General features: G+C 73.9%; 22 protein-coding genes and 1 pseudogene. 9 read left to right on the top strand and 14 right to left on the bottom strand.

Annotated elements, in window-relative coordinates; translation table 11 throughout:
- Positions 1-40: 40 nt before the first annotated feature.
- Positions 41-1,687, bottom strand: coding sequence for a GMC oxidoreductase (locus tag ACFWTC_RS26970; RefSeq protein WP_384074722.1), 1,647 nt, complete (start codon positions 1,685-1,687; stop codon positions 41-43).
- 90 nt (positions 1,688-1,777) lie between these two features.
- Complete coding sequence (locus ACFWTC_RS26965; protein WP_383932761.1) at positions 1,778-1,963, bottom strand: DUF6629 family protein; 186 nt, start codon at positions 1,961-1,963, stop codon at positions 1,778-1,780.
- A 152-nt stretch (positions 1,964-2,115) separates the two neighbouring features.
- Here ACFWTC_RS26965 and ACFWTC_RS26960 point away from each other — a divergent pair, with 152 nt between their 5' ends.
- Positions 2,116-4,101 carry a glycosyl hydrolase family 28-related protein gene (locus tag ACFWTC_RS26960; RefSeq protein WP_384074721.1) on the top strand — a complete coding sequence of 662 codons (1,986 nt, stop codon included), beginning with the start codon at positions 2,116-2,118 and terminating at the stop codon, positions 4,099-4,101.
- A gap of 3 nt (positions 4,102-4,104) precedes the next feature.
- Here the strand turns inward: ACFWTC_RS26960 and ACFWTC_RS26955 are convergent, their stop codons facing one another.
- Positions 4,105-5,697 carry an MFS transporter gene (locus ACFWTC_RS26955; protein ID WP_383932764.1) on the bottom strand — a complete coding sequence of 531 codons (1,593 nt, stop codon included), beginning with the start codon at positions 5,695-5,697 and terminating at the stop codon, positions 4,105-4,107.
- A 170-nt stretch (positions 5,698-5,867) separates the two neighbouring features.
- Here ACFWTC_RS26955 and ACFWTC_RS26950 point away from each other — a divergent pair, with 170 nt between their 5' ends.
- From ACFWTC_RS26950 to ACFWTC_RS26935, 4 genes are all read left to right on the top strand, one after another.
- Complete coding sequence (locus ACFWTC_RS26950; protein ID WP_383932766.1) at positions 5,868-9,428, top strand: S8 family serine peptidase; 3,561 nt, start codon at positions 5,868-5,870, stop codon at positions 9,426-9,428.
- 192 nt (positions 9,429-9,620) lie between these two features.
- Entirely contained in the window at positions 9,621-10,439 is an 819-nt protein-coding gene (locus ACFWTC_RS26945; RefSeq protein ID WP_383930587.1) for a hypothetical protein, read from the top strand.
- Positions 10,440-10,597: 158 nt separating this feature from the next.
- Positions 10,598-11,878, top strand: coding sequence for a cytochrome P450 (locus tag ACFWTC_RS26940; protein ID WP_383930584.1), 1,281 nt, complete (start codon positions 10,598-10,600; stop codon positions 11,876-11,878).
- 60 nt (positions 11,879-11,938) lie between these two features.
- Entirely contained in the window at positions 11,939-12,952 is a 1,014-nt protein-coding gene (locus ACFWTC_RS26935; protein ID WP_383930581.1) for a hypothetical protein, read from the top strand.
- Between the two features lie 47 nt (positions 12,953-12,999).
- Here ACFWTC_RS26935 and ACFWTC_RS26930 read toward each other — a convergent pair whose 3' ends face one another.
- Together ACFWTC_RS26930 and ACFWTC_RS26925 are read right to left on the bottom strand one after the other, a co-directional pair.
- On the bottom strand, positions 13,000-14,397 hold the full coding sequence (locus tag ACFWTC_RS26930) for a gluconate:H+ symporter (RefSeq protein ID WP_383930578.1): 1,398 nt from the start codon (positions 14,395-14,397) through the stop codon (positions 13,000-13,002).
- A 12-nt stretch (positions 14,398-14,409) separates the two neighbouring features.
- A complete protein-coding gene (locus ACFWTC_RS26925; RefSeq protein WP_384074749.1) occupies positions 14,410-14,976 on the bottom strand; it encodes a gluconokinase in 567 nt (188 codons plus the stop codon).
- 125 nt (positions 14,977-15,101) lie between these two features.
- Here ACFWTC_RS26925 and ACFWTC_RS26920 point away from each other — a divergent pair, with 125 nt between their 5' ends.
- The gene (locus tag ACFWTC_RS26920; RefSeq protein WP_383930575.1) at positions 15,102-15,812 is read left to right on the top strand and encodes a FadR/GntR family transcriptional regulator; all 711 of its coding nucleotides are present in this window, start codon (positions 15,102-15,104) and stop codon (positions 15,810-15,812) included.
- A gap of 177 nt (positions 15,813-15,989) precedes the next feature.
- Positions 15,990-16,412, top strand: coding sequence for a hypothetical protein (locus ACFWTC_RS26915; protein ID WP_383930573.1), 423 nt, complete (start codon positions 15,990-15,992; stop codon positions 16,410-16,412).
- A 7-nt stretch (positions 16,413-16,419) separates the two neighbouring features.
- Here the strand turns inward: ACFWTC_RS26915 and ACFWTC_RS26910 are convergent, their stop codons facing one another.
- From ACFWTC_RS26910 to ACFWTC_RS26895, 4 genes are all read right to left on the bottom strand, one after another.
- Positions 16,420-16,563 (bottom strand): hypothetical protein, encoded by a 144-nt coding sequence (locus ACFWTC_RS26910; RefSeq protein WP_383930571.1) that lies wholly within the window; start codon positions 16,561-16,563, stop codon positions 16,420-16,422.
- 14 nt (positions 16,564-16,577) lie between these two features.
- A complete protein-coding gene (locus tag ACFWTC_RS26905; protein WP_383930568.1) occupies positions 16,578-16,955 on the bottom strand; it encodes a hypothetical protein in 378 nt (125 codons plus the stop codon).
- Positions 16,956-17,055: 100 nt separating this feature from the next.
- Positions 17,056-17,622, bottom strand: coding sequence for a YdeI family protein (locus tag ACFWTC_RS26900; RefSeq protein WP_384074718.1), 567 nt, complete (start codon positions 17,620-17,622; stop codon positions 17,056-17,058).
- A 108-nt stretch (positions 17,623-17,730) separates the two neighbouring features.
- Positions 17,731-18,627 (bottom strand): sigma-70 family RNA polymerase sigma factor, encoded by an 897-nt coding sequence (locus ACFWTC_RS26895; protein ID WP_384074715.1) that lies wholly within the window; start codon positions 18,625-18,627, stop codon positions 17,731-17,733.
- 125 nt (positions 18,628-18,752) lie between these two features.
- On the opposite strand from ACFWTC_RS26895, the gene ACFWTC_RS26890 reads away from it, so the two are divergent.
- Positions 18,753-19,106 (top strand): hypothetical protein, encoded by a 354-nt coding sequence (locus tag ACFWTC_RS26890; RefSeq protein ID WP_383930559.1) that lies wholly within the window; start codon positions 18,753-18,755, stop codon positions 19,104-19,106.
- On the opposite strand, the gene ACFWTC_RS26885 is transcribed toward ACFWTC_RS26890, so the two are convergent.
- The 3 genes from ACFWTC_RS26885 to ACFWTC_RS26875 form a co-directional block, all read right to left on the bottom strand.
- Positions 19,048-19,380 (bottom strand): hypothetical protein, encoded by a 333-nt coding sequence (locus ACFWTC_RS26885; protein ID WP_383930556.1) that lies wholly within the window; start codon positions 19,378-19,380, stop codon positions 19,048-19,050. The genes ACFWTC_RS26890 and ACFWTC_RS26885 overlap by 59 nt on opposite strands.
- 13 nt (positions 19,381-19,393) lie before the next feature.
- Positions 19,394-20,461, bottom strand: coding sequence for a MerR family transcriptional regulator (locus tag ACFWTC_RS26880; protein ID WP_384074712.1), 1,068 nt, complete (start codon positions 20,459-20,461; stop codon positions 19,394-19,396).
- Positions 20,462-20,540: 79 nt separating this feature from the next.
- Positions 20,541-20,855 carry an ArsR/SmtB family transcription factor gene (locus ACFWTC_RS26875; RefSeq protein ID WP_383930550.1) on the bottom strand — a complete coding sequence of 105 codons (315 nt, stop codon included), beginning with the start codon at positions 20,853-20,855 and terminating at the stop codon, positions 20,541-20,543.
- Positions 20,856-20,976: 121 nt separating this feature from the next.
- Here ACFWTC_RS26875 and ACFWTC_RS26870 point away from each other — a divergent pair, with 121 nt between their 5' ends.
- Positions 20,977-21,714, top strand: coding sequence for an SDR family oxidoreductase (locus ACFWTC_RS26870; protein WP_383930547.1), 738 nt, complete (start codon positions 20,977-20,979; stop codon positions 21,712-21,714).
- A 61-nt stretch (positions 21,715-21,775) separates the two neighbouring features.
- Here the strand turns inward: ACFWTC_RS26870 and ACFWTC_RS26865 are convergent.
- Both ACFWTC_RS26865 and ACFWTC_RS26860 read right to left on the bottom strand, forming a co-directional pair.
- Positions 21,776-21,973: pseudogene (locus ACFWTC_RS26865) on the bottom strand (MFS transporter); the annotation flags it as partial.
- 27 nt (positions 21,974-22,000) lie between these two features.
- A complete protein-coding gene (locus ACFWTC_RS26860; protein WP_383930544.1) occupies positions 22,001-22,663 on the bottom strand; it encodes an SDR family oxidoreductase in 663 nt (220 codons plus the stop codon).
- Between the last annotated feature and the right edge of the window lie 100 nt (positions 22,664-22,763).

Genomic DNA, 22,763 nt, shown 5'->3' with positions numbered 1-22,763 from the left:
CGTGTCCGGCCGGCCCCGGCTTCCGTGCCCGCCCGTCCCGCTACAGGTCGGTGGCGATGATCTTCTCGATGTTCCGCTCGGCGAGCGCCGTGATGGTGACGAACGGGTTGACGCTGGTGTTGCCGGGGATCAGTGCGCCGTCGATCACGTACAGGCCCGTGTAGCCGTACAGGCGACCGTAGTTGTCGGTGGCCTTGTTCAGGACCGCGCCGCCCAGCGGGTGGTAGGTGAGGTGGTCGCCCCAGATCTTGTTGAGGCCGAAGAGGTCGGTGCGGTAGATCGTCCCCTCCTTCTTGTTGATCTTGTCGAAGATGGTCTTGGCCATGTCGATGGACGCCTGCTTCCAGGCCGTCTGCCAGTTGAGGTCGACCTTGCCCGCCGCCGCGTTCCAGGAGAATTCGGCGCGGTGCGGGTTCTTGGTGATCGACAGGTAGAAGGAGGCGTACGTCTCGATGCCGGTCGGCAGCGGCGCGACCTCGGCGAAGGCGCCGCCCGCGTCCCAGTTGTCGATGCCGCCGCAGGGGATGGCGGCCTGGACCTTGCCGGTCGCGTCCCACATGTGGTTCGCGCGGCCGCACATGACGTTGCCGTTGTCGCCCCAGCCCTTGCCGATCTCGTTGTTCAGGTGGGGCAGGACGCCGGTGGCCTTCAGCTTGACGAGCAGCTTGCTGGTGCCGACGCTGCCGGCCGCGAAGAACACCCGGTCGGCGGTGACGCTCTTGGAGGCCGAGACGCTGCCGTCGGTCGTCAGCTGGTTGAGGGAGACGGTGTAGCCGCCGCCCGCGGCGGGGGCGACCGAGGTGACCTGGTGGAGGGGCGAGATGGTGACCCTTCCGGTGGCCTCGGCGGACGCGATGTACGTCTGCTGGAGCGACTTCTTGCCGTAGTTGTTGCCGTAGAGGATCTCGCCGCTCACCGCGGACTTGGGGACGGTGCCGGCCGCCTCCTGCTTCATGTAGTCCCAGTCGTACACGTCGGGGACGAAGACGAAGGGGAAGCCCGAGCGCTGGGCGTGCTTGCGGCCGACGCGGGCGTACTGGTAGCAGTCGACGGTGTCGAACCAGGCCGGGTCGATGAGGTCCACCCCGAGGCCGGCGTTGGCGCGAGGGTAGTAGATGTCGTACATCTCGTCGGCGTTCACCGAGGGCAGTACGGAGCTGAAGTTCTGCCGCTTGGGCGTCACGGCCATGCCGCCGTTGACGAGCGAGCCGCCGCCCACGCCGCGGCCCTGGTAGACGATGATCCCGCCCATCTCCTCGGCGTCGAGGATGCCCGTGTACTTGGGCACGTTCTTGTCGATCGGGAACCCGAGGAAGTTGCTGAGCGGCGCCTTCGTCTTCGTGCGCAGCCAGTAGGAGCGGTAGTCCGGGTTGGTGGTGTGGGCGAAGATCTTGCCGTCGCTCCCGGGGGTGTCCCAGGCCATGCCCATCTCGACCATGTGCACGTTGACACCGGCCTGCGCCAGGCGCAGGGCCGCGACGGATCCGCCGTATCCGGTACCGATCACCAGGACCGGGACGTGGGCCCCGTTGTCGATTGCGGCGCCGGCTGCCGCCGCTTGCGCCGCATGGGCGGGGAGGACCTGGGCGGAAAGGGCAACCGCGCCCAGAATAGAACCTGTTCTTGCAAGAAATCCGCGCCGGGAAAAGCCGTTGGAGCCGTTTCTGGGCAGGGCACTATCACTCATGTGACGTTCCTCACTCTCGGCTGAATGAGAACGAGTTCTACTGCGACAGGCGTATGAAGTCACTACATACCTATTGGTAACTTCGTCACTTCAAGCCGACCGCGTAACAGGGGCTGCGGGCTCCCGGCGGCGCACCCGCCCCAGGGCCGGCAGGGATGCGACCGCGGCGAACACGCACCGGGTGGAGGCGAATTCCGGCCGCCCCGGCGCCGTGCAGACCACCGCACCGGCGGCCGTCGCCACCCCGAGCAGCCGCAGCGGCCGGTCGCCGGACAACGCCGGGGCACGGCCTGCCCCGCCGTCTCCTTGGCGTGCGGACCGGCCCGGGGTTCACCACGTCACAATAAGCTGCAAATCCTCGACAGCGGGGCGAATATTCAATGCACGACCCTTGCTGTGTTCCTGCGCGCCGCTCTACTGTCCCGGCCATGCCCCCAAGAAGAACGGCCGCCGTGCTGGCGGTGCTCACAGCGTCCGCGCTCGGCCTCGGAGCGCTGGGCGCGGCCCCGGCGCTCGCCCGCCCGGACACCGCCCGCGCCGCGGCCCCCGTCGTCACCCGGGCGGGACTCGACCCCGCGCTCGTCGAAGGACGCGGCGCCCGGGTGGACTTCGCCGAGCAGGAGGCGGAGAACGCGGCCACCGACGGCAAGGTCATCGGCCCGGACCGCACGGCGTACTCGCTCCCGGCCGAGGCGTCCGGCCGCACCGCGGTGAAGCTGGCGCCCGGCCAGTACGTGGAGTTCACCCTGCCGGCCGCGGCCGATGCCGTCACCGTCCGCTACAGCCTCCCCGACGCGCCGCAGGGCGGCGGGATCACCGCCCCGCTCGACGTCACCGTGGGCGGCCAGAACCGCCGGACCATGACCCTGACCTCGCAGTTCTCCTGGCTGTACAACCAGTACCCCTTCACCAACGACCCGCGGGCCGACCTGCTGCACCCCGACTGGTGGATCACCGAGTGCGGCTGCGTACCGGCGGCCACCACCCCGGCCCCGGTGATCACCAAGCCCTTCCGTCCCCACCACATGTACGACGAGCAGCGCCTGCTGCTCGGCCGCACCCACCGCGCCGGGGAGAAGGTGCGCCTCACCGTCCCCGCCGGGTCCGCCGCCGCGTGGACCGTGATCGACCTGCTGGACTCTCAGCTCGTCGGCGCCCCGCACGTGGAGGCGGTCGCCGCCAACGTGCTCCTCTTCGGCGCCGACCCGACCGGCCGTCGCGACTCCGCCGCGGCCTTCGACCGGGCGATCGCCTTCGCGCAGCGCCACCGGCTCCCCGTCTACCTGCCGCCCGGCACCTTCCAGGTGAACCGCCACGTCATCGTGGACCGGGTCACGATCACCGGCGCCGGCAGCTGGTACACCACCGTCAAGGGCAAGGGCGTCGGCTTCTACGGCAAGGACGCCTCGGCCGGCGGCAGCCGCGACGTGCACCTCTCCCGCTTCGCCGTCGAGGGCGACGTCCGCGAGCGCGTCGACACCGACCAGGTCAATGCCATCGGCGGAGCGATGAGCGACTCGACCGTGGACCGCATGTACCTGCACCACACCAAGGTGGGCGTCTGGGTCGACGGCCCCATGCGGAACGTCAGGGTCACGCGCAACGTGATCACCGACCAGATCGCCGACGGCCTCAACTTCCACACCGGCGTCACCGACTCGCTGGTCCGGGACAACTTCGTCCGGGGCACCGGCGACGACGGCCTCGCCCTGTGGTCGGAGAAGACGGCGAACGCCCGCAACACCTTCGACCACAACACCGTGCAGAGCCCGAGCCTCGCCAACGGCATCGCCGTCTACGGCGGCTCGGACACCACCCTCTCCGCCAACCTCGTCGCCGACCCCGTCCGCGAGGGCCGCGCCCTGCACGTGGGCGCCCGGTTCGGCGCCGAGCCCTTCACCGGGTCGCTGCGGATCGCGGACAACACCACCGTCCGCGCGGGCACGTACGAATTGAACTGGAACATCGGGCTCGGCGCGATCTGGTTCTACGCCCTGGACCGCAGCATCGACGGGGCCGACGTCCGGGCCGACGGGAACGCCTTCCTCGACACCACCTACAACGCGATCATGCTGGTCACCGACTGGCCGGTGAAGGACACGCACCGCATCGAGAACGTCCACTTCAAGGACACCCGCGTCGACGGCACCGGCACCTCCGTGGTCAGCGCCCGCTCGGCCGGCTCCGCGACGTTCGAGAACGTCGACGCCCGCAACGTCGGCGCGGTGGGGGTCAACAACTGCGGCTCCTTCAACTTCCCGGCCACCGGATCGGAGTTCGCCCTCACCGATCTCGGGGGCAACGACGGCGGCGGCACCATCGGCCCCTGGCTCGCCGCCTGGGAGCTGCCGAACACGCTCACCTGCGACGACCGCCCGCCGGTCGTGCCCCCGCCGCCGCCCTCCCGCTGGTAGGGCTCACCGCTCCGCCGCGCCCGGGGGTTCGAGCGGCGGAGCGGTGACCGCGCACTGCGTACGGCACTGCGGCCGCGGGTACGGCGTCCCGGGCGCGGGTGTCCGTACGGTCGCCCAGGCCAGCACGGAACCGGCCACCAGGATGCCCGCGCACCAGGGCATCGCCCGGTCGAACGCGGCGTCGAACTGTTCCGCCGAGCGGTACGCCTCGGGCCCCATCCCGGCCAGCAGCGGCAGCGCCGCGACCGCGAGCAGCCCGGCCGCCCGGGCCGCGGCGTTGTTGATGCCGCTGGCCAGCCCGGCCCGCCCCGGGTCCACCGAGGCCAGCACGGTCGACGTCAGCGGAGCCACCAGGGTCACCATGCCCGTGCCCATCACCAGCAGAGCGGGCAGCACGTCCCGTACGTACGAGGCGTCCGGCCCCACCCGCAGCATCAGCAGCATTCCGGCCGCGCACAGCAGCGGCCCCACCGTGAGCGGGATCCGCGGCCCGATCCGCTCCCCGAGCTCCCCCGACCGGGCGGAGAGCAGCAGCATCAGCACGGTGGTGGGCAGCAGCGCGGCCCCGGACGCCAGGGCCGAATAGCCCGCCACGACCTGGAGCTGGAGCACGACGAGGAAGAAGAAGCCGCCGAAGGCGGCGTACACGCACAGGGTGACCAGGTTGACGGCCGTGAACTGCCGGGAGGCGAAGATCTCCGGCGGCACCATCGGGTGCGCCCGTTTGCGTTCCACGTAGACGAACGCGCAGGCCAGCAGGACCCCGCCGACCGCGGCGACCGGCACCAGAGGGCTGCCGGACCGCGCCTCGATCAGCGCGTAGGTCAGCAGCGCGAGCGCCGCCGCGGCCAGCACCGCGCCCGCCACGTCGAACCGCCCGTGCGCCCGCGGGTCCCGGGACTCCGGTACGTGCCGCAGTGCCACCGGGACGCACAGCGCGGCCACCGGCACGTTCAGCAGGAACACCCAGCGCCAGCCGGGCCCGTCCACCAGCCAGCCGCCGAGGAAGGGCCCGACTGCCGCGCCCACCCCGCCGAGTCCCGACCACAGGCCCACCGCGCGGCCCCGGTCGCCGGCCCGGATCGAGGCCTGGATCAGGGCGAGGGAGCCCGGGGTGAGCAGGGCCCCGCCGATCCCCTGCAGCGCCCGGGCGGCGATCAGCACCCCGGCGTTCGGCGCGATCCCGCAGAGCAGGGAGGCCGCCGCGAACCACACCACGCCCACCACGAAGACGCGCCTGCGCCCGAAGCGGTCGCCGAGCGCCCCGCCGACCAGGATCAGGCCCGCCAGGGTCAGCAGGTAGGCGTTGACCGTCCACTGCAGCACGGCCAGGTCGGCGCCGAGGTCCTCGCCGATGGCGGGGAGCGCCACGTTCACCACCGTGGAGTCCAGCAGGGCCATGGCGGAACCGAGCACGGTGGTCAGCAGGATCCACCGGCCGCGCGCGGAGGCCAGCCGGACGCCGGGGACCTGCTCGGAGGGTCCGGCGGCCCGTCCGGCGGGGGAGCCGCCGGGGGGTTCGGCCGGCGGATCGGCGGGGTGGTCCGCCGTCGGGCCGACGGGCGGTTCCACGGGCGGGTCGGCGGGCGCTGTCATGCCTTCAGGCTGGCCCGCGCGGGAGGGAAGGGCCACCCGGCGCGCACCGGCGGCCACGACGGCTCATTAGGCCCTCTTGTAATGAGCATGGCACCTCGATCACCATGATCCGCGCACGTCACACACATCTTTCCCGCACATCCCGCACATGGCGTACGAGGAGACAACACGTGGCACAACTCGCCAGACGGCCTTTGCGCGCGGCGCTCGCCGCTCTCACCGCGGTCCTGCTCTTACCCGTCGGCGCGGGCGTCGCCGCGGCCGCGCCGGAACCCGGACCCACCCCGAGCGCGGCCGAACGCAAGATCGAGCCGAAGCTTCGCGCCCAGCTCGACGAGTCCGCCAAGGCCGTGTTCTGGGTCTACCTGGACAGCGCCGCCGACCTGACCGCCGCGGGTAAACAGCAGACCCGCGCCGCCAAGGCCGAGACCGTGCTGCGGACCAAGAAGGCGCACGCGGCCCGCAGCCAGGCCGACGTCCTCAAGGCCCTGGACGGCGCCAAGGCCGAGTACACCTCGTACTGGATCGTCAACGCCGTCCGGGTCGTCGGCAGCGAGAAGCTCGCCGGAACGCTCGCCCAGCGTCCCGAGGTCGCCCGGATCGACGCCGACGACAAGGTCGCCCTCCCCAAGCCCGCCGACGGCGAGCGGGAGAAGTCGGCGGCCGACGCCGTCGAGTGGAACATCGACCGGATCAAGGCCCCCCAGGTGTGGGACCAGGCCGGCGTGCGCGGCGAGGGCATCGTCGTCGCCAACATCGACAGCGGTGTGGACCACACCCACCCGGCGGTCAACAACCAGTACCGCGGCAAGAGCGCGGACGGGACCTACGACCACAACTACAACTGGTTCGACCCGGCCGGCGTCTGCTCCACCGCCGCCCCCTGCGACAACAACGACCACGGCACGCACACCATGGGCACCATGGTCGGCGACGACGGCGGCGCCAACAAGATCGGCGTGGCACCGGGAGCCAAGTGGATCGCCGCCAAGGGCTGCGAGACGAACTCCTGCTCCGAGGCCTCCCTGCTGGCCTCCGGCCAGTGGATCGTCGCCCCGACCGACCTCAACGGCCAGAACCCGCGGCCCGACCTGGCCCCGCACATCGTGAACAACTCGTGGGGCAGTTCGGCGCACGACGACTGGTACCAGCAGATCGTCGACACCTGGCGCGCCGCCGGCATCTTCCCGGCCTTCAGCAACGGCAACGCCGGCCCCGGCTGCTCCACCAGCGGCTCACCCGGTGACTACGCGAGCTCCTACAGCTCCGGCGCCTTCGACATCAACAACGCCATCGCCTCGTTCTCCTCGCGCGGCGCGGGCCCCGGCGGCATCATCAAGCCGAACATCGCCGCCCCCGGCGTGAACGTCCGCTCCTCCGTCCCCGGCGGCGGCTACGAGGCCTTCTCCGGCACCTCCATGGCCTCCCCGCACACCGCGGCCACCGTGGCCCTGCTCTGGTCCGCCGCGCCCGCCCTCGAAGGGGACATCGCGCAGACCGAGTCCCTCCTCGACGGCACCGCCCAGGACACCGACAACGGCCAGTGCGCCGGCACGGCCGCCGACAACAACGTCTTCGGCGAGGGCAAGCTCGACGCCCTCGCCGCCGTGAACGCCGCCCCGCGCGGCGCGATCGGCGCGCTCGGCGGCACCGTCCGCTCCGGCGGCGAGCCCGTCGCGGGCGTGAAGGTCACCGCCGACGGCCCGATCGACCGTACGACGACCACCGGCGCCGACGGCAGCTACGCCTTCGCCTCCCTCTCGGTCGGCGAGTACGCCCTGACGGCCTCCAAGTTCGGCTACGGACAGCAGAGCGCCACCGCGACGGTGACCGAGAACGCCACCGCCACCGGCGACTTCACCCTCATCCAGGCTGCCTCCGGCAAGCTCACAGGCACGGTCTCCTCCGCCGCCGGCCCCGCCGCGGGCGCCACCGTCACCCTCGCCGACACCCCGGTGACGGCGACGACCGACGCGCAGGGCCGCTTCGAGGTCACCCTCCCGCACGGCACGTACACCGTGAACGCCACCCACACCTCGCGGTGCGTGACCGGCGGCTCCGCGCAGGTGACCGTCGCGGGCGACACGACCGTCGCCGTCAGCCTGCCCGAACGCACCGACGGCTACGGCTACGCCTGCGCCGCCGCCGGCGAGCGCCCGTACACCCCCGGCAGCCGCCAGCTCGCCCTGACCGGCGACAACACCACCGAGCGCGTCGACCTGCCGTTCCCGCTGCCGCTGTACGGAAAGACGTACGGGCAGGCCTGGATCGGCACCAACGGCACCGTCAGCTTCGGCGGCAACAACACCGGTGACATCAACGGGGACCTCCCGAGCACGGCCACGCCCAACGCGGCCCTCTACCCGTTCTGGGACGACCTGGTCGTCGGCGCGGCGGGCAGCGGCTCCGGCGTCTTCACCGCGGTCACCGGCACCGCCCCGCACCGGAGCTACGTGATCGAGTGGCGCGAGGTGTCCCACTGGTCGGCGCAGGCCGACAAGTTCTCCTTCTCGGCGGCGATCGGCGAGGACGGCACCGTCACCTACGCCTACAAGGGCACCGGCGGCACCGGCATCAAGGGCGGCTCCACGGCCACCGTCGGCGTGGAGAACGCGACCGGAACCGACGCGTTCAAGTACTCCTTCAACACCCCCGTCATCACGGACGGCCTCTCCATCGCCTTCCGCACCACCAAGAGCGGTGTGGTGGCGGGCCGGGTGCTCGACGCCAATGACGGCAACGGGATCGCGGGCGCCACGGTGAGCGTCGCCGCGGGCGACTCGGCGGTCTCGGCGACCACGGCGGCGGACGGCGGGTACGTCGTCCAGAGCCCGTCGGGCCGGACCTCCGTCTCCGTCACCGCACCCCAGTACGAGGCCGTCACCGCGGCGGTGGACGTCACGGCCGCCGACGTCACAGCAGTGACGCAGTCCCTGCGCACGGGCCGCGTGACCGCGTCCCAGTCGGCCGTGGAGGTCGTCCTGCCGACCGACCGGAAGCGCACCCGGACCCTCGACCTGACGAACCCCGGCCTCGGCACGGCGTTCAGCGTGGCCGAGGACGCGGCCTGGCTGACGGCGACCCCCGCCACCGGGAACCTCCCGACCGGCGGCAAGGCGCCGGTCACGCTCGCCGTCGACACCGCCGGGCTGGCCCCGGGCACGGTCCTGACCGCCGACCTGCGGATCACCTCGGTGAGCGGCCGCAGCCCGGTCCTCACCGTCCCGGTCAAGGTCATCGTCCCGCGCTACCAGGTCGCCCTGGACGCGGGCTCCGACTACGCGGGCACGGACGCCCTGGGCGACCCCTGGTCCCCGGACCGCAAGTACACCGCCGGCTCCTACGGCTACCAGGGCAACGCCTCCGTCCAGACCACCGGCCGCACCATCGCCGGAACGGCCGACCAGAAGCTGTACCGCAACGCCCGTGAGGGCATGTACGAGTACCGCTTCGACAACGTCCCGAACGGGACCTACACGGTCGAGCTGGGCTTCGCCGAGCTCTCCTCCACCAAGCCGAACAAGCGCGTCTTCGACGTTCTGGCCGAGGGCGCGCAGGTCCTGCCCTCCCTCGACATCTCGCTGGAGGCGGGCACCTACACGGCCCTGACCCGCACCTACACGGTCACGGTCACCGACGGGGTCCTCAACATCCGCTTCGTCACGCACGGCGGGTTCGGCAAGCCCCTGCTGAACACCCTCCGGGTGACGGACCGCCCCGACAAGAGCTAGCCGCACGGGTCGGACGGGGGCGGGGTGCCGACCGGCACCCCGCCCCCGTCCGTACGCCCCCGTCCGTACGCCCCCGTCCGTACGCCCCCGTCCGTACGCGCCCGCACCCGCGGCCCGGCATTCGGGTGGCGGGGCCAGGGCTCCGGCGTGACGCGACACCGGGCCGGGACCCGTTCGCTAGCGTGACCGACCATGACGCTCCTGAGCGACCAGGCCGAGGACATCCGCGCGCTCGTGGAGTCCGCCGACCCCGGCGCGGTATGGGCCGTCGGCGGACCCGAGGGCGTCCACGCGGCGTCCACCGGCCCGGCCGGCGGACCCGGCGCGGACACCGCCGTCCCCCCGGACGGCCGGGGCGGCGAGGACATCACGGGCGCCGCGCGCACGGCGGGCGGCGGCGGCGCCGGGGCGGAGCCGGGGGACCTCGACGTCGACGGGCTCGCCACCGTCCTGGCCCTGTGGCCGGCCCTCGGCAGCCTGGTCGCCGACGGCTCGCTCCACCTGCACACCCCCCTGACCGCGTACGGGGACACGACGTCCGCCCCCGGCACCACCGCACACCACCTGCTGACCCACCCCGAGGGGACCGCCGCCCTCACCCGGCTCGCCGAGACCCTCGCGGGCACCTCCCTCGCCGAGCTCGCCGCGACCCGCGTCTGGCAGCCCCTCGGCATGACCCGCACCCGCTTCGCCGACGGCAGCCTCCGGGCCCCGCTCGCCGACCTCGTCCGCTTCCCGTGCCACCTCCTGGCCCCGGACGGGCCGGGCATCGCCCCCGCCTGGACCGCCGAGTCCCTGCGCATCCGCACCGGCGAACTCACCCCCGCCCGCGGCCTCCTCTGGCACCCGGCGCCCCAGGGGGTCTGGGCCCACCACGCTCCGGCGGCCGACGCCCCCGCCCTGTGGGTCGCCCCCCGACTCCGCCGCTGGGCACTCCTCCTTCCGGCCGCCCCCACCCCCTTCCGCACCGCCTTCCGCGAAGCCGCCTTCACCCCACCACCGACCGGCTGAGGAACGGGGGCGGGTCCTGCGCGGCGTGCTCGCGCCGGTCACGGGGGCACGCCCGGGCGCCGTCACCGCCGCCTCGCTCGGGGCGCGGTGCGTGCGTGGGCGACGTACGGTGATCCCGACGTCACCGACCGTCCCCTTCCGGCCGCGGAGGTACACGCATGCGCACGGTCCAAGAGGCCGCCCTCGACGGCCTCGGCGCCCTCGTCCGCGGCCTCGTCGGCACCCGGCCGCGCCGCGCCGACACGGTCCGCGCCTCGGCCGGCACCCTCCACGCCCTGCGCACGCGCCACGGGTACGCGCCGCTGCTGCTGCGGACCCGGGCCGGCCGGACGGTCCTCGTCCTCCTCGACCCGCGGGACCTGGGCCGCTTCTACGCCGAGCCCCCGAGCGTCCTCGCGGCCGAGCCGCCCGAGAAGTGCCGGGGCCCGTACGCCGCCGACTCCGCCGGCGCCGACTGCGGGCACGGGGAACTGCGCCCGGAGCGGCGCCGGATCGACGCGGAGGCACTGGTCCCGGGATTCCCCGTACACCCCTCGTACGAGGCGCTCCTCACCCTCCTCGCCGAAGAGGCCCGGCAGCTGACCGCCGCCGGGACCCTCGAACTCGCCCGCGCCCGGCACACCGTGGACCGGGTCGCGCGCCGGATCGTGCTGGGCCACGCGGCCGCCGGGGACGAACAGCTCACCGGCTGGCTCAGGCAGCTGCGCGCCGGAGGCGGCCGTCCCGCACCCGGTGCGGGGCCGGGCCCCCGTACCGGCAGGACCCGCGGCGCCGCCCGCTCGCTGCGGGCGAAGGCCGACGACCGCATCCGGGAGTACGCCCGCCTCGCCGACCGCGACACCCTCATCGGCCGGGCCGCCCTCCACCCCGGCGCCCTCGGCCGCGCACACCAGTGGCTCGCCGCGCTGGACGCCCTTCCGGAAACGCTGCTGCGCACCCTCCTGCTGCTCGGCGCGCACCCCGCGGAGCAGCGCCGGGCCGCCACGGAAGCCGCCGCCGCCGCGGCTCCGGGGGAACTGCCGTGGTTGCGGGCCTGCGTCCGGGAATCCCTGCGGCTGTACCCGGTGGTCCCCGACCTGATCCGCGTCACCCGCACCGAGACCGTCTGGCACGGCGTGCGCCACCCCGCGGGCACCGCCGTGCTGCTGCCCGCCGCCTTTCACCAGCGCGACCCGGAACACGTACCGGCCGCGCACGCCTTCGTACCGGGCCGCTGGAAGGACCAGGGCGCCGACCAGGACATCCGGATGGCGCCGTTCGGCCACGGCGGCGGACGCTGCCCCGGCGATCAGCTCGGCCTGATGGTGACCGCCGCGCTCTGCGCCGAACTGCTGCGGAGCCACCGGATCGAGGCCACCAGACCGGTCCTGGACCCCGTCGGACCGCTGCCCGAGACGCTCGATCCGCACGGGATCCGGCTCACCCTGGCCCGCCGCTGACGCCGTACCACCGGCCAGGCCCCGCCCTCCCGTACCCCTTGCCGAACCCCAGAGGACCCCATGCCCGACGCCGCGACCTCCGCGTCCACCGCCCCGGACGTCGTCCTGCTCGACAGGCTGTGCCGCGAACTCGCCGAAACCGCCGACACGGTGGGCGAGGCCGCCCGCTACGCCTCCGGGCTGGCCCTCGGCGCCCGGCTGCCCGCGACCGCACTCGCCCGGGGCGGCCGCCGCCGGCTGGCCTGGCGCACCCTGCTGCGCACCCTCACCGATCCGGCGGGCCTCGGCTGGGCACCCCGGGGCCGGGGCGTCGCCGGAGCAGGCCGGTACGCAGGGCTGCTGGCGCGCCGGGAGAGCCTCGCGGTGAGCGTCGCCGTCTGCGGTCTGCGGATCCGCATCGGCGCCGCGAGCGCGGGCCGTCCCGAACTGCGCCGCGACCCGGCGGCCGCGGGCGTCCTCGCCGCGGCCGGCGCGGGCCGGCAGGGCGAGGCAGTCCGCCTCTTCCGGGCGATCGTGCGCGACCGGGGAGCGGGGCCCGCCTACGCGCTGCTGGCCCCGGCGTTCGCCGACGTCCTCGCCTGGAACGCGCTGACCGACGCGAACCCCTTCAACGACCACGCGGGCTGGCAGGTGGCCACCGGCCGGGCCGTGACCGCCGACCCGCTCCTCGGACTCGGCGCCGCCTTCCTGGCCCTGTGCGACCGGGGCCGCGACCGTGCGGACGACGACGGCCGCGGCGGGCCCGACCGGTACGCCGGCCGCCCCGCCGCCCGGCCCGCCCCGCCGCGCAGCCCGGACGCGGGGGAGCCGCAGCGCCCCGCCGCGCGCCCGCCGCTGGCGGCGGCCCCGCACCTGCCCGGCCCCGCCGCCGGCCTGAGGGCCCACGCGGACGCGCTGCGGGCGCACGCCGGGCGGCTGCACACGACCGTCACCCCGGCCGTCGCGGTCTGGCCGGGTCTGCGCTCCGAGGCCCTGCGCGCCGAGGTGAACATCTTCGCCGATCGCTGTGCCACCGCGGCCAACGGCCTGGCCCTCGCCGCCGCTCAGCTCGACGCCGACCGCGCGCCGCGCTGACGCGCCGGCGCGCCGGGCGAGTTCGACGACCCGGTCACGCGCAGGGCTCACAGCACGAGCGACAGGAGCATGACGAAGCCCAGCCCGACCACGGAGATGAGGGTCTCCATCACCGACCAGGTCTTCAGGGTCTGTCCGACCGTCATCCCGAAGTACTCCTTGACCAGCCAGAAGCCCGCGTCGTTGACGTGGCTGAAGAACAGCGAACCCGAGCCGATCGCGAGGACCAGGAGCGCGGTCTCGGTGGTCGACATCCCCGCGGCGAGCGGGGCGACCAGGCCGGCCGCCGAAATGGTGGCCACCGTCGCCGACCCGGTCGCGAGGCGGATAACCACCGCGATCAGCCAGGCCAGCAGCAGGGCGGGGATCGCCCAGCTCTTCGACAGGTCGAGGATCATCTGCCCGACGCCGGCGTCGATCAGGGTCTGCTTGAAGCCGCCGCCCGCCCCCACGATCAGCAGGACGCCCGCGATCGGGGCCAGGGACTTCTCCACCGTCGTCGAGAGCCTCGCCCGGGTGAAGCCGGCCGCGCGGCCCAGGGTGGACATGCCCACCAGCACCGCTGCGAGGAGGGCGATCAGCGGGGAACCCGCGACGTCGGTGACCCGCTGGACCGGGTCGGCGGGGTCGTCCACGACGATGTCGACCAGCGCTTTGACCAGCATCAGGGCCACCGGCAGCAGCACCGTGAAGACGGTGGCGCCGAACCGGGGCCGGTGCTCCAGCTCCTCCGAGGGACGCTGCGGGATCATGTGCTCCGGCGCCGGGATGTCGACCCACCGGGCCGCGTAGCGGGAGAACAGCGGCCCGGCGATGATCACGGTGGGGATCGCCACGACCACACCCAGCGCGAGGGTGACGCCCAGGTTCGCGTCGAGCGCGTCGATGGCGACCAGCGGCCCGGGGTGGGGCGGTATGAGTCCGTGCATCACGGACAGGCCCGCCAGCGCGGGGATGCCGATCCGCATGAGGGAGTAGTTGCCGTGCTTGGCCACGAGCAGGACCACCGGGATCAGCAGCACGATGCCGACCTCGAAGAAGAGCGGCAGCCCGATGACCGAGGCGATCAGCACCATCGCCCACGGCATGGCCCGGCCCTTGGCCCGGGCGAGGATCGTGTCCACGATCTCGTCGGCGCCGCCGGAGTCCGCCAGCAGTTTGCCGAGGATCGCACCGAGCGCGATCAGTACGCCGACTCCGGCGACCGTGGCGCCCAGCCCGGCGGTGAAGCTCGCGATGGTCTTGGACAGGGGGGCGCCCGCGAAGACCCCGAGGGCCAGTGAGCCCAGGGTCAGGGCCAGAAAGGCGTGCATCTTGAGGCGGGTGATGAGCAGGACGATGACGGCGATGCCCGCGAGTACGGCGATCCCGAGCTGGGTGTTCCCGGCCGAGGTGATCGGTTCGCCGCCCGCCGCTGCCAGTGTCTCGACGCTGAGACCGGTCACGGTGACGATTCCTTAGTTCTGGGGTGTGCTGGGGTTCTCGGGCGGGCCGAGCCGGCGCAGGGCGGCCAGCGCCCGCGCGGTGATGTCCTCGGGCGAACCGGACACGTCGATGACGACGCCCGCCTCGTCCGGCTGGAGGGGTTCCAGGGTGGCGAACTGCGAGTCCAGCAGGGCGGGCGGCATGAAGTGGCCCTTGCGGGCCGCCATCCGCTCCTCGATCAGCGGCCGGTCCCCGGTGAGGTGGACGAAGACCGTCCGCGGGCCCGACTCGCGCAGCCGGTCGCGGTAGGCGCGTTTGAGCGAGGAGGCGGCGACCACCCCGCCGCCACGTCCGTCCCGGGTGCGGATCCAGTCGCCGATGGCGTCCAGCCACGGCCACCGGTCCGCGTCCTCCAAGGGGATGCCGTCGGACATCTTGGCGACGTTGGCCGCCGGGTGGAACGCGTCGCCCTCCGCATACGGGAGGGCGAGCGCCTCGGCGAGCAGCCGGCCCACGGTCGTCTTGCCCGTGCCGGCCACGCCCATCACCACAAAGACGCGCTGGGAGCTCACGCCGTACCTCGCTGTCCTCGTCGACATCGGTTCGTGTGGCACCACTGAAGCCTATTAAGTAGTACGTATTCAAGTAGTAGGTAGAAAACGTCGCATCTTTTGTTCGCCGACGTTCATCGGCGTGCTCCGTGCCGTCACCTACGCTTACGCCCATGACGACCGACGGCGGCCCCGGGCAGGGGCTCCACTCCCGTGTGCTGGACACCCTCGGCCTCGCCATCACGGCGGGGGAGTACCGGCCGGGCAGCGTCCTGCGGACCGACGAGATCGCCGAGCGGTTCGACGCCTCCCGCACCGTCGTGCGGGAGGTCGTCCGGGTCCTGGAATCGATGCGGCTGGTCGAGTCCCGCCGCCGGGTCGGCGTCACGGTGCGTCCCACGGACGAGTGGAACGTGTACGACCCCCGCGTCATCGTCTGGCGGCTGGCCGGCACCGACCGCCCCCGCCAGCTGCGCTCCCTCACCGTGCTGCGCTCCGCGGTCGAGCCGGTCGCCGCCGGGCTCGCGGCGACCCTGGCCACCCCGGAGCAGTGCGCCGAACTCACCGAAGCGGCCCTCGGCATGGTGCGTACCTCGCGCGGGCACCAGCTCGACGGCTATCTCCGCCACGACATCGCCTTCCACCGCGTCGTCCTGAACGCCTCCGGGAACGAGATGTTCGCCCGGCTCGGCGACGTCGTCGCGGCGGTGCTGACCGGCCGCACCCGGCACGAGGTGATGTTCCACGACCCCGACCCGGCCGCCGTCACCCTGCACGTCCAAGTCGCGGAAGCCGTCCGGGAGGGCGACGCGGCACGAGCCGAGGCACTGACCCGGCAGATCGCGGTGGGCGCCCTGGAGGAACTGGACGTCCTCGCTCCGTAGGACGCGCACCCGCCCCGTAGGCCACACTGGACACGTGCTGGGACTTGGCGGGGCGAATGACGGCGCAGGCGCCACCTTCGTGGGGCGGGGCGGTGAACTGGTCGCACTGCAAGCGGCCTTGACCGAAGGCCGGCTGACCACCCTGACCGGACCGGGCGGTGTCGGCAAGACCCGCCTGTGCGGGAGGTGCTGGACGGCGCGCGCGGACTCGCCGGCCCCGACGGGCCGTTCCCCGACGGGGTCCACTGGGCCGACCTCTCGCCGCTGCCCGACGACCGGCTGCTCCTCGACACCGTCGCCGACGCGCTCGACCTCGCCGACCACACCCCCCGCACCCTCGCCGAAGCCGTCCGCGAGTGGATCGGCGACCGCCGGATGCTCCTCGTACTGGACTGCTGCGAGCACCTGGTGCCCGCCGTACGGGCCCTCGTACGGGCCCCGCTCGACGCCGCACGGCACCTCACCCCGCTCCTGACCAGCCGTCAGCCCGTCCCGTCCGGCCGCTCCGGCACCGGGCCCTGCGGACCGCGATCGGGTGGAGCCACGAGTGGTGCGCACCGCGCCCAACGGACCCGCGACCATCCGTACGACAGCGGGTGATCACCGGTCAGCTGCCGGTGGGCGCGTCGTCGTGCATGAGGGGCAGCGGACTCGGCACGGCGTGGCGGACCGGGTCGGCGGCGCGGAGCACGGCCGCGCGCTGGAGGCGCCGGGAGAGCAGGCGTCCGGCGACTCCGGCCGCGGCGCACACGCAGAGGGCGACCGTCAGCCCGTACGCGAAGCGGCTCCCGCGTCGGGTGCGGGGGACGAGGAGAGAGACGCGTACGAGAGCACCGCGATCACGGGGGCCGACAGCAGGGCGAGGACGGGGAGGAAGCGGCATTGCAGCGGAAGCGCGATGAGCAGGGCGACTTCCGTGCAGGCCCACCAGGCCGAACCGAGGGCGGCGGGCTCCGGGGTTCTCCAGGCGCGCGGCAGGAGCGAGGCGAGGGCCAGGACGGCCAGGCCCCGGCTGCCGGGTACGGGCGCGAGGACCGCCGGGACGCGGGCCGGGTGCCAGCGCTCGGTGTCGGGGACGTTCCAGGTTGCGGGGCCGGGCGCGGGGATCGCCGCCGGCGGCAGGTGCTTGACGCGGTCGGTCACGGCGCCAGTGTGCGAGCGTGATCCCGGGCGTCATAGAGACCCGGGGGGCCGAACCGTCGCTGTGGAAAACGGTGTTGGAGTGCGAGTTCTCGTGCCGGACTCAGCCGCGTGTCAGTGAGGCCACCGCCTTGTCGAGGCGGGCCTGCCGGGCGGCGGGCGTGAGGGCCTGGAGCAGCGGAAGGATCAGCCGGTACTGCCCGGTCCGGTCGAGGGCGTCGAACGCCTTCCTGGCCTCCGGGCTGGCGTCGAGCGCCGCCGCGAGGTCGGGCGGTACCGTCGCCGTCTGCTGTGACGCGTAGGCCGCCGCCCAGCGGCCGTCCGCCTGGGCCCGTCGGACCTCGGCCAGCCCCGGTTCGCGCATCCGCCCATCGGCCGTGAGCGCGGCGACCCTGTCGACGTTCACCTGCGACCACAGGCTCCTGGGCCGGCGCGGCACGTACTTCTGCAGGTAGTGCCGGTCGTCGAGGGTGCGCCGCTGGCCGGAGATCCAGCCGTGGCAGAGGCCGACGTCGACCAGCTCGTCGGAGGTCACCGACGCGATGCCGGACCCCTTCTTGGCCACCTTGACCCACACCCCCGCCCCGCGGGTGTGGTGACCGGCCAGCCACGCGTCGAACGCCGCGGCGTCCGCGGAGGCGATGATCTCCACACCGTCGAGCTCGTCCATGCGGTGCAGAGTAACTCCCGGTCCGCCGGGACCGGGACCGTCACCGCATGCAGCCGGCGCCTGCGCGCCACGGGCGCCGGGTCCCCTGCCCGGCGCCTGTCGGCGAGGTCAGTCGGTGAGGACGGCGATCTCCAGCGCGCTCAGCCGGTCCGGCTCCGCGACCAGGTCGATCTCCGTGATCCGACCGTCCGCGAGGGCGAAGCGCAGGACAAGGAACAGCTTGCCGAGCGGCGCCATCACCAGGCCGGCCGAGCCGTCGACGAGCGCCGGCCCCGTGGTCCGGGCCCGCCGCATGGCGGCCATCGCGCCCCGGGCGACGGTCTCGGCGCCCGTGACCAGCAGCGGTTCGGGCGTCGGCCCGACCGCCCGGTCCGCCCGCAGCACCACACCGGGGTGGAGCAGGGAGAGCAGCGCGTCGAAGTCCCCGCCGCGCGTGGCGGCCAGGAACGCGTCCACCACGAGCCGCTGCCGGGCCCGGTCGCCGCCGCCGTCGCCGTCGGCGTCCCGAGTCCGCCCCCGCACCCGGCGGCGCGCCCGGCCGGCCAGCTGCCGCGTCGCCGCCGGGGTCTTCTCGATCATCGGAGCGATGTCGTCGAAGGGCACGGCGAACAGGTCGTGCAGGACGAACGCGACGCGCTCGGACGGCGTCAGGGTGTCGAGCACCACCAGCAGGGCCAGCCCCACCGCATCGGCGAGCAGCGCCTCGTGCTCCGGATCGACCCGTGCCTCCGGGCCGGCGGCCGACTCCGTCGTGAACGCGTCGAGGGGGTCCTCGCGGCGCGAGGACCGGGCGCGGAGCACGTTCAGGCACACGCGCGCCACGACGGTGGTCAGCCATCCGCCGAGGTTCTCGACGTCATCGGTGTCCGAGCGGTCGAACCGCAGCCACGCCTCCTGTACGGCGTCCTCGGCCTCGGCGAGCGAGCCGAGCATCCGGTAGGCCACCGCCCGGAGATGGGAGCGGTGCTCCTCGAACCGTTCGGCGGGCAACGTGCTGTCGTTCATCGCGCAGGGTCCTTCCCCCGGGGACTCGTCGAAGAGATCATCGTCCGCTGCCGGATAATGACGCCGTACACCTGACGATCAAGATGCCGGGGCCCGTGGCGGACCGGCAGGAGCGGAGCCCCCTGATGGACGTGCAGCACTTCGAGCGGATCACCGCGTTCATCGAAGCGCGGCTCACCCCGCTGTTCGCAGCGGAGACGGGCAGCGAGAACGGCTTCGGCATGGACGACACCTCCCGCGCGCTGCGCGCCCTGCGCAACGCCGTACTGGAGGCCTCGGTGACGAAGGGCCTCATCGAGACGCGCGCGACGGCCGAGCCGGCCGTGCGCCGCGTCATCGACCAGACCGTGGAGCTCCACTGGGACGTGCTGCGCGGGATCGCCCGTCAGTGGGAGGACCACGGCGACTTCCGGCGGGAGTTCAAGCGCCACGCCTGGGAGCTCGGCGAGGCACCCGCCCCCGCTGCCGCGCAGGGCTGACGCCTACGCGGTACCGGAGCCCGTCCGGAGCCCGCGCGACGCGCGCGTCGCCCACCCGGTCGGCCCGTTCCAGGCAGGTCAGGTTCCAGTGGAGCGCGGCTTCGGGCGTGGGCTGCTGCCGGGCGAGATAGTGCGCGGCGACGCAGGCCTCGTAGTCGTCGCCCGCGCGGTCCCAGGCCTCCCGGAAGAGGTCCCGGGCGTCGTCGTCGCGCCCCTCGGCCTCGGCGGCCATGCCCTCGGCGCACAGCCTGACGGTCTGCTGATCCGGGTTCACGGGGTGGTCTTCCTCACGCTCGGCGGTCGGGTACGGCGACGGGCATCACGAGCGCGGTGAAGCTGCCCTGGTCGGCGGAGCGCACCAGAACGGACAGGGTCGGCTCCGAGACCTCCAGCAGCACGTCCGGGCCGACGCTCGCCTCCAGGACGGGCGCGAGTACCGCGGGGTCGAAGCCGAGGCGTACGGGTTCGGCCTCCGCGCGCAGGGCGGGCAGGGCGCGGCACGCCACCAGCAGCCGGTCCCGTCCCAGTTCGAGGGCGACGGCGGGGGAGTCGCCGCAGTCCTCCAGGGCGGCGAGGAGCGCGGCCCGGTCCACGATCACGCGGTGCCGGGCCGCGGGTAGCGCGGCGAGCATGTCCCGGTAGGCGGGGTACTCCCCGGCCGTGCCCGCCGCCTCGCGCGAGCCGCCGGGGTGGCGCACGGCCAGCGAGGCCCCGGCCGGTCCGGCGACCAGGGTCACCTCGGCCGTCCGGGCGGCCCACGCCCCGAGCCCGAGGAGGGCGTCGGCGTCCACGAGCACCCGGCCGGCGGGTCCGGTCAGCGCGGCCGGCCGGAGGGTGCGCAGCGCGAGCCGGTACCGGTCGGTGGCCACGAAGCGGACCTCGTCCTCCTCGAACTCCACCAGCACACCGCCCAGTTCCGGGTGCGCGGGATCACGCCCGGCGGCCGGGGTGACCTGCCGGGCCGCACTGGCCAGCTCGGCCCCGCCCAGGATGAACTCGGTGCTCCGCGGACCCCCTGGAAGGCCGTCGAGCACCGCCGCGATGGCCGCGTCGGCGGCGCGCCCGCGCTCCCGGGCCGCCGCCCGGTGCCGTTCGAGAACCACCCGGGCCCGGCCCGGGGGCCCGTCCAGTACGGCGGTCACGTCCGCCAGCGCCAGCCCGGTCGCGCGGAGCCCGCGCAGCAGCCGGGCGCGGGCCTCCTGGGCGGGGGAGTAGAAGCGGTAGCCGGTGGCGCCGTCCACGTGGGCGGGGAGCAGCACGCGGCAGTCGTCGTAGAAGCGCAGGGCGCTCGGCGCGAGTCCGACCCGCCGGGCGAACGCGCTGATGCTCATCAGGTCGGGTGAGGCGTCGTTCATGCCGCTGAGTGTCGACTTTCATCCCGCTTGAAGGTCAACCCGGGGAGGCGATCCGGGTCGGGCCTGGCATCGCTCCTCCTCAGCCCGCGGTCGGCGGGGTGGCGGCGAGGACGGCGTCCAGCAGGCCCGGGAACCGGCGCTGGAGGTCCTCGCGGCGCAGCGACACCGCCTTGTAGCGGCCGACCTTGTGCTCCTGGGTGACCCCGGACTCGCGCAGCACCCGCCAGTGGTGGGTGGCCGTGGCCTTGGTGACCTCCAGGGGGAGGCTGCCGCAGGTCCGCCCGTCGGGGGAGGAGGCGAGCTCGCGGACGATGCCGAGGCGTACGGGGTTGCCGAGGGCGGCGAGCACGTCCTCGACGAGGAGCTGTTCGGGGACGGGGTGGTACGTGGCCATGGGTCCGATGGTACGTCGCACGCGGTGCCCGCCGGCCCCGGTCACCCGGTTTGCCCGAGCTTCCGTACGATTGTACGGTGAATCTCGTACAGCATCCCGAACGGAAGCAGCAGGCACCGCCGTGAGCACCCCCACCGCCACCCCCACTCCCCCCGCCGACGAAGGTCCCGTCGCGATCGTCACCGCCGCCGGCTCCGGCATCGGCCGGGGCATCGCCACCGAACTGGCCGCCGCCGGACATCGCGTCTCGCTGCTCGACATCGACCCCGGCATCGAGGACCTCGCCGCGGAGCTCGGCGGCACGGCCACCGTCGGCTCCCTCACCGAGCCCGCCGACCTGGCCCGTCTCGTCGAGGCCACCCTGGCCCGCCACGGACGCATCGACGCCGTGGTCAACGGCGCCGGACACGCCCGCAACGACGAACTCCTCGAGGTCACCGACGAGGACTGGCACGACGGCCTGGACATGCTGCTGCTCAGCGTGGTCCGTATGGCGCGGCTCGTGACCCCGCACATGGAGGCGGCCGGCGGCGGGGCCTTCGTCAACCTCTCCTCCTACACGGCCTTCGAGCCGATGGGCCCGATCCCCGTCAACTCCAGCCTCCGCGCCGCCCTGACCTCGTTCACCAAGCTGTACGCCGACCGGTACGCGGCCCGCGGCATCCGCATGAACAGCGTGATGCCCGGCTTCGTCGACAGCTGGCCCGAAGACCCCGCCTTCCTCGCGAAGATCCCGGCCGGGCGCTACGCCACGGTCCGGGAGATCGGCAACCTCACCCGCTTCCTCGTCTCGCAGGACGCCGCCTACATCAACGGCGAGTCCATCCGCATCGACGGCGGCGCGGCCCGCTCCCTGTAGGAGGTGTCGCCGAAGGGGTGTCGCCGAAGGCGTGGTCGGACCCGCCGCGGCCGGAGCGGCGGTTGATCAGGACGTCCCAGGCCTTGGGCAGGAAGACCGCCGCCCCGGCGACGGCCGCCGGGACCGCGAGGATGTCGGTCAGGTTGCAGAGCAGGATGAGCCCCGGCACGGTGGCGAACGTGCCGGTGGACAGGGAGCCGAGGCCGTACCCGATCCGCACGCGACGCGGCAGGGCCGGAAGGCGCCGGCCGGGGCACAGGTCAGGCCCCCGCCCGGGAGAAGGGCTCTACAGGGAACGGCTCGCGAGGGCGTCCACCGCGGCGGGCAGCTGCGTCGTGCCGCTGGTCAGCTCCAGGACCAGGCCCGCCGTCGCCGGCGTGTCGATCAGGCGGACGAGGACCGCCGCCACGTCGTCGCGGGGGATTTCGCCGCGGCCGGTGCTCGCCTCCAGGCGGACCAGTCCGGTTCCCGCCGCGTCGGTGAGGGCGCCGGGGCGCAGGATCGTCCAGTCGAGGCCGGAGCGGAACCGCAGGTCGTCGTCGGCCGCGCCCTTGGCCCGCAGGTACGCGTCGAAGACCTCGTCGCCCCCGTGCTCCACGTCCGCGCCCATGGCGGAAACGGTGAGGTAGCGGCGTACGCCGGCCCGCTCGGCCGCGTTCGCGAAGAGGACCGCGGCGCCGCGGTCCACGGTGTCCTTGCGCGCGTGGCCGCTGCCGGGGCCGGCGCCCGCGGCGAAGACCACGGCGTCGGCGCCCCGCAGGACCGCGGCCACCGACCGGACCGGGGCCGACTCCAGGTCCAGTACGACGGGTTCGGCGCCGGCCGCCCGTAGGTCGTCCGCTTGTTCCTCCGACCGGATGATGCCCGTGACCTCGTCCCCCCGCGCGGCGAGGAGGCGTTCCAGCCTCAGTGCGATCCGTCCGTGTCCACCTGCGATGACAATGCGCATGACGCCGACCGTACGCGGGCACCGGCCGGTTCGCCGCATCGGCGCCGCCCGCCACCCGGCCGGGCCCCTGCCCCGCCCCGCGCCCCCCGCCGCCCCGCAC

Source organism: Streptomyces sp. NPDC058619 (assembly GCF_042717785.1).
Taxonomy (GTDB): Bacteria; Actinomycetota; Actinomycetes; order Streptomycetales; family Streptomycetaceae; genus Streptomyces.
The sequence above is the reverse complement of the archived record's forward strand: the minus strand, read 5'-3'. Positions and strand labels throughout refer to the sequence as shown.

What these genes read in the sequence shown, in the direction of transcription:
- ACFWTC_RS26970 (WP_384074722.1), bottom strand. Translation starts at nt 1,687, where the DNA reads ATGAGTGATAGTGCCCTGCCCAGAAACGGCTCCAACGGCTTTTCCCGG.
- ACFWTC_RS26960 (WP_384074721.1), top strand. Translation starts at nt 2,116, where the DNA reads ATGCCCCCAAGAAGAACGGCCGCCGTGCTGGCGGTGCTCACAGCGTCC.
- ACFWTC_RS26955 (WP_383932764.1), bottom strand. Translation starts at nt 5,697, where the DNA reads ATGACAGCGCCCGCCGACCCGCCCGTGGAACCGCCCGTCGGCCCGACG.
- ACFWTC_RS26945 (WP_383930587.1), top strand. Translation starts at nt 9,621, where the DNA reads ATGACGCTCCTGAGCGACCAGGCCGAGGACATCCGCGCGCTCGTGGAG.
- ACFWTC_RS26940 (WP_383930584.1), top strand. Translation starts at nt 10,598, where the DNA reads ATGCGCACGGTCCAAGAGGCCGCCCTCGACGGCCTCGGCGCCCTCGTC.
- ACFWTC_RS26935 (WP_383930581.1), top strand. Translation starts at nt 11,939, where the DNA reads ATGCCCGACGCCGCGACCTCCGCGTCCACCGCCCCGGACGTCGTCCTG.
- ACFWTC_RS26925 (WP_384074749.1), bottom strand. Translation starts at nt 14,976, where the DNA reads ATGTCGACGAGGACAGCGAGGTACGGCGTGAGCTCCCAGCGCGTCTTT.
- ACFWTC_RS26920 (WP_383930575.1), top strand. Translation starts at nt 15,102, where the DNA reads ATGACGACCGACGGCGGCCCCGGGCAGGGGCTCCACTCCCGTGTGCTG.
- ACFWTC_RS26900 (WP_384074718.1), bottom strand. Translation starts at nt 17,622, where the DNA reads ATGGACGAGCTCGACGGTGTGGAGATCATCGCCTCCGCGGACGCCGCG.
- ACFWTC_RS26895 (WP_384074715.1), bottom strand. Translation starts at nt 18,627, where the DNA reads ATGAACGACAGCACGTTGCCCGCCGAACGGTTCGAGGAGCACCGCTCC.
- ACFWTC_RS26890 (WP_383930559.1), top strand. Translation starts at nt 18,753, where the DNA reads ATGGACGTGCAGCACTTCGAGCGGATCACCGCGTTCATCGAAGCGCGG.
- ACFWTC_RS26880 (WP_384074712.1), bottom strand. Translation starts at nt 20,461, where the DNA reads ATGAACGACGCCTCACCCGACCTGATGAGCATCAGCGCGTTCGCCCGG.
- ACFWTC_RS26875 (WP_383930550.1), bottom strand. Translation starts at nt 20,855, where the DNA reads ATGGCCACGTACCACCCCGTCCCCGAACAGCTCCTCGTCGAGGACGTG.
- ACFWTC_RS26860 (WP_383930544.1), bottom strand. Translation starts at nt 22,663, where the DNA reads ATGCGCATTGTCATCGCAGGTGGACACGGACGGATCGCACTGAGGCTG.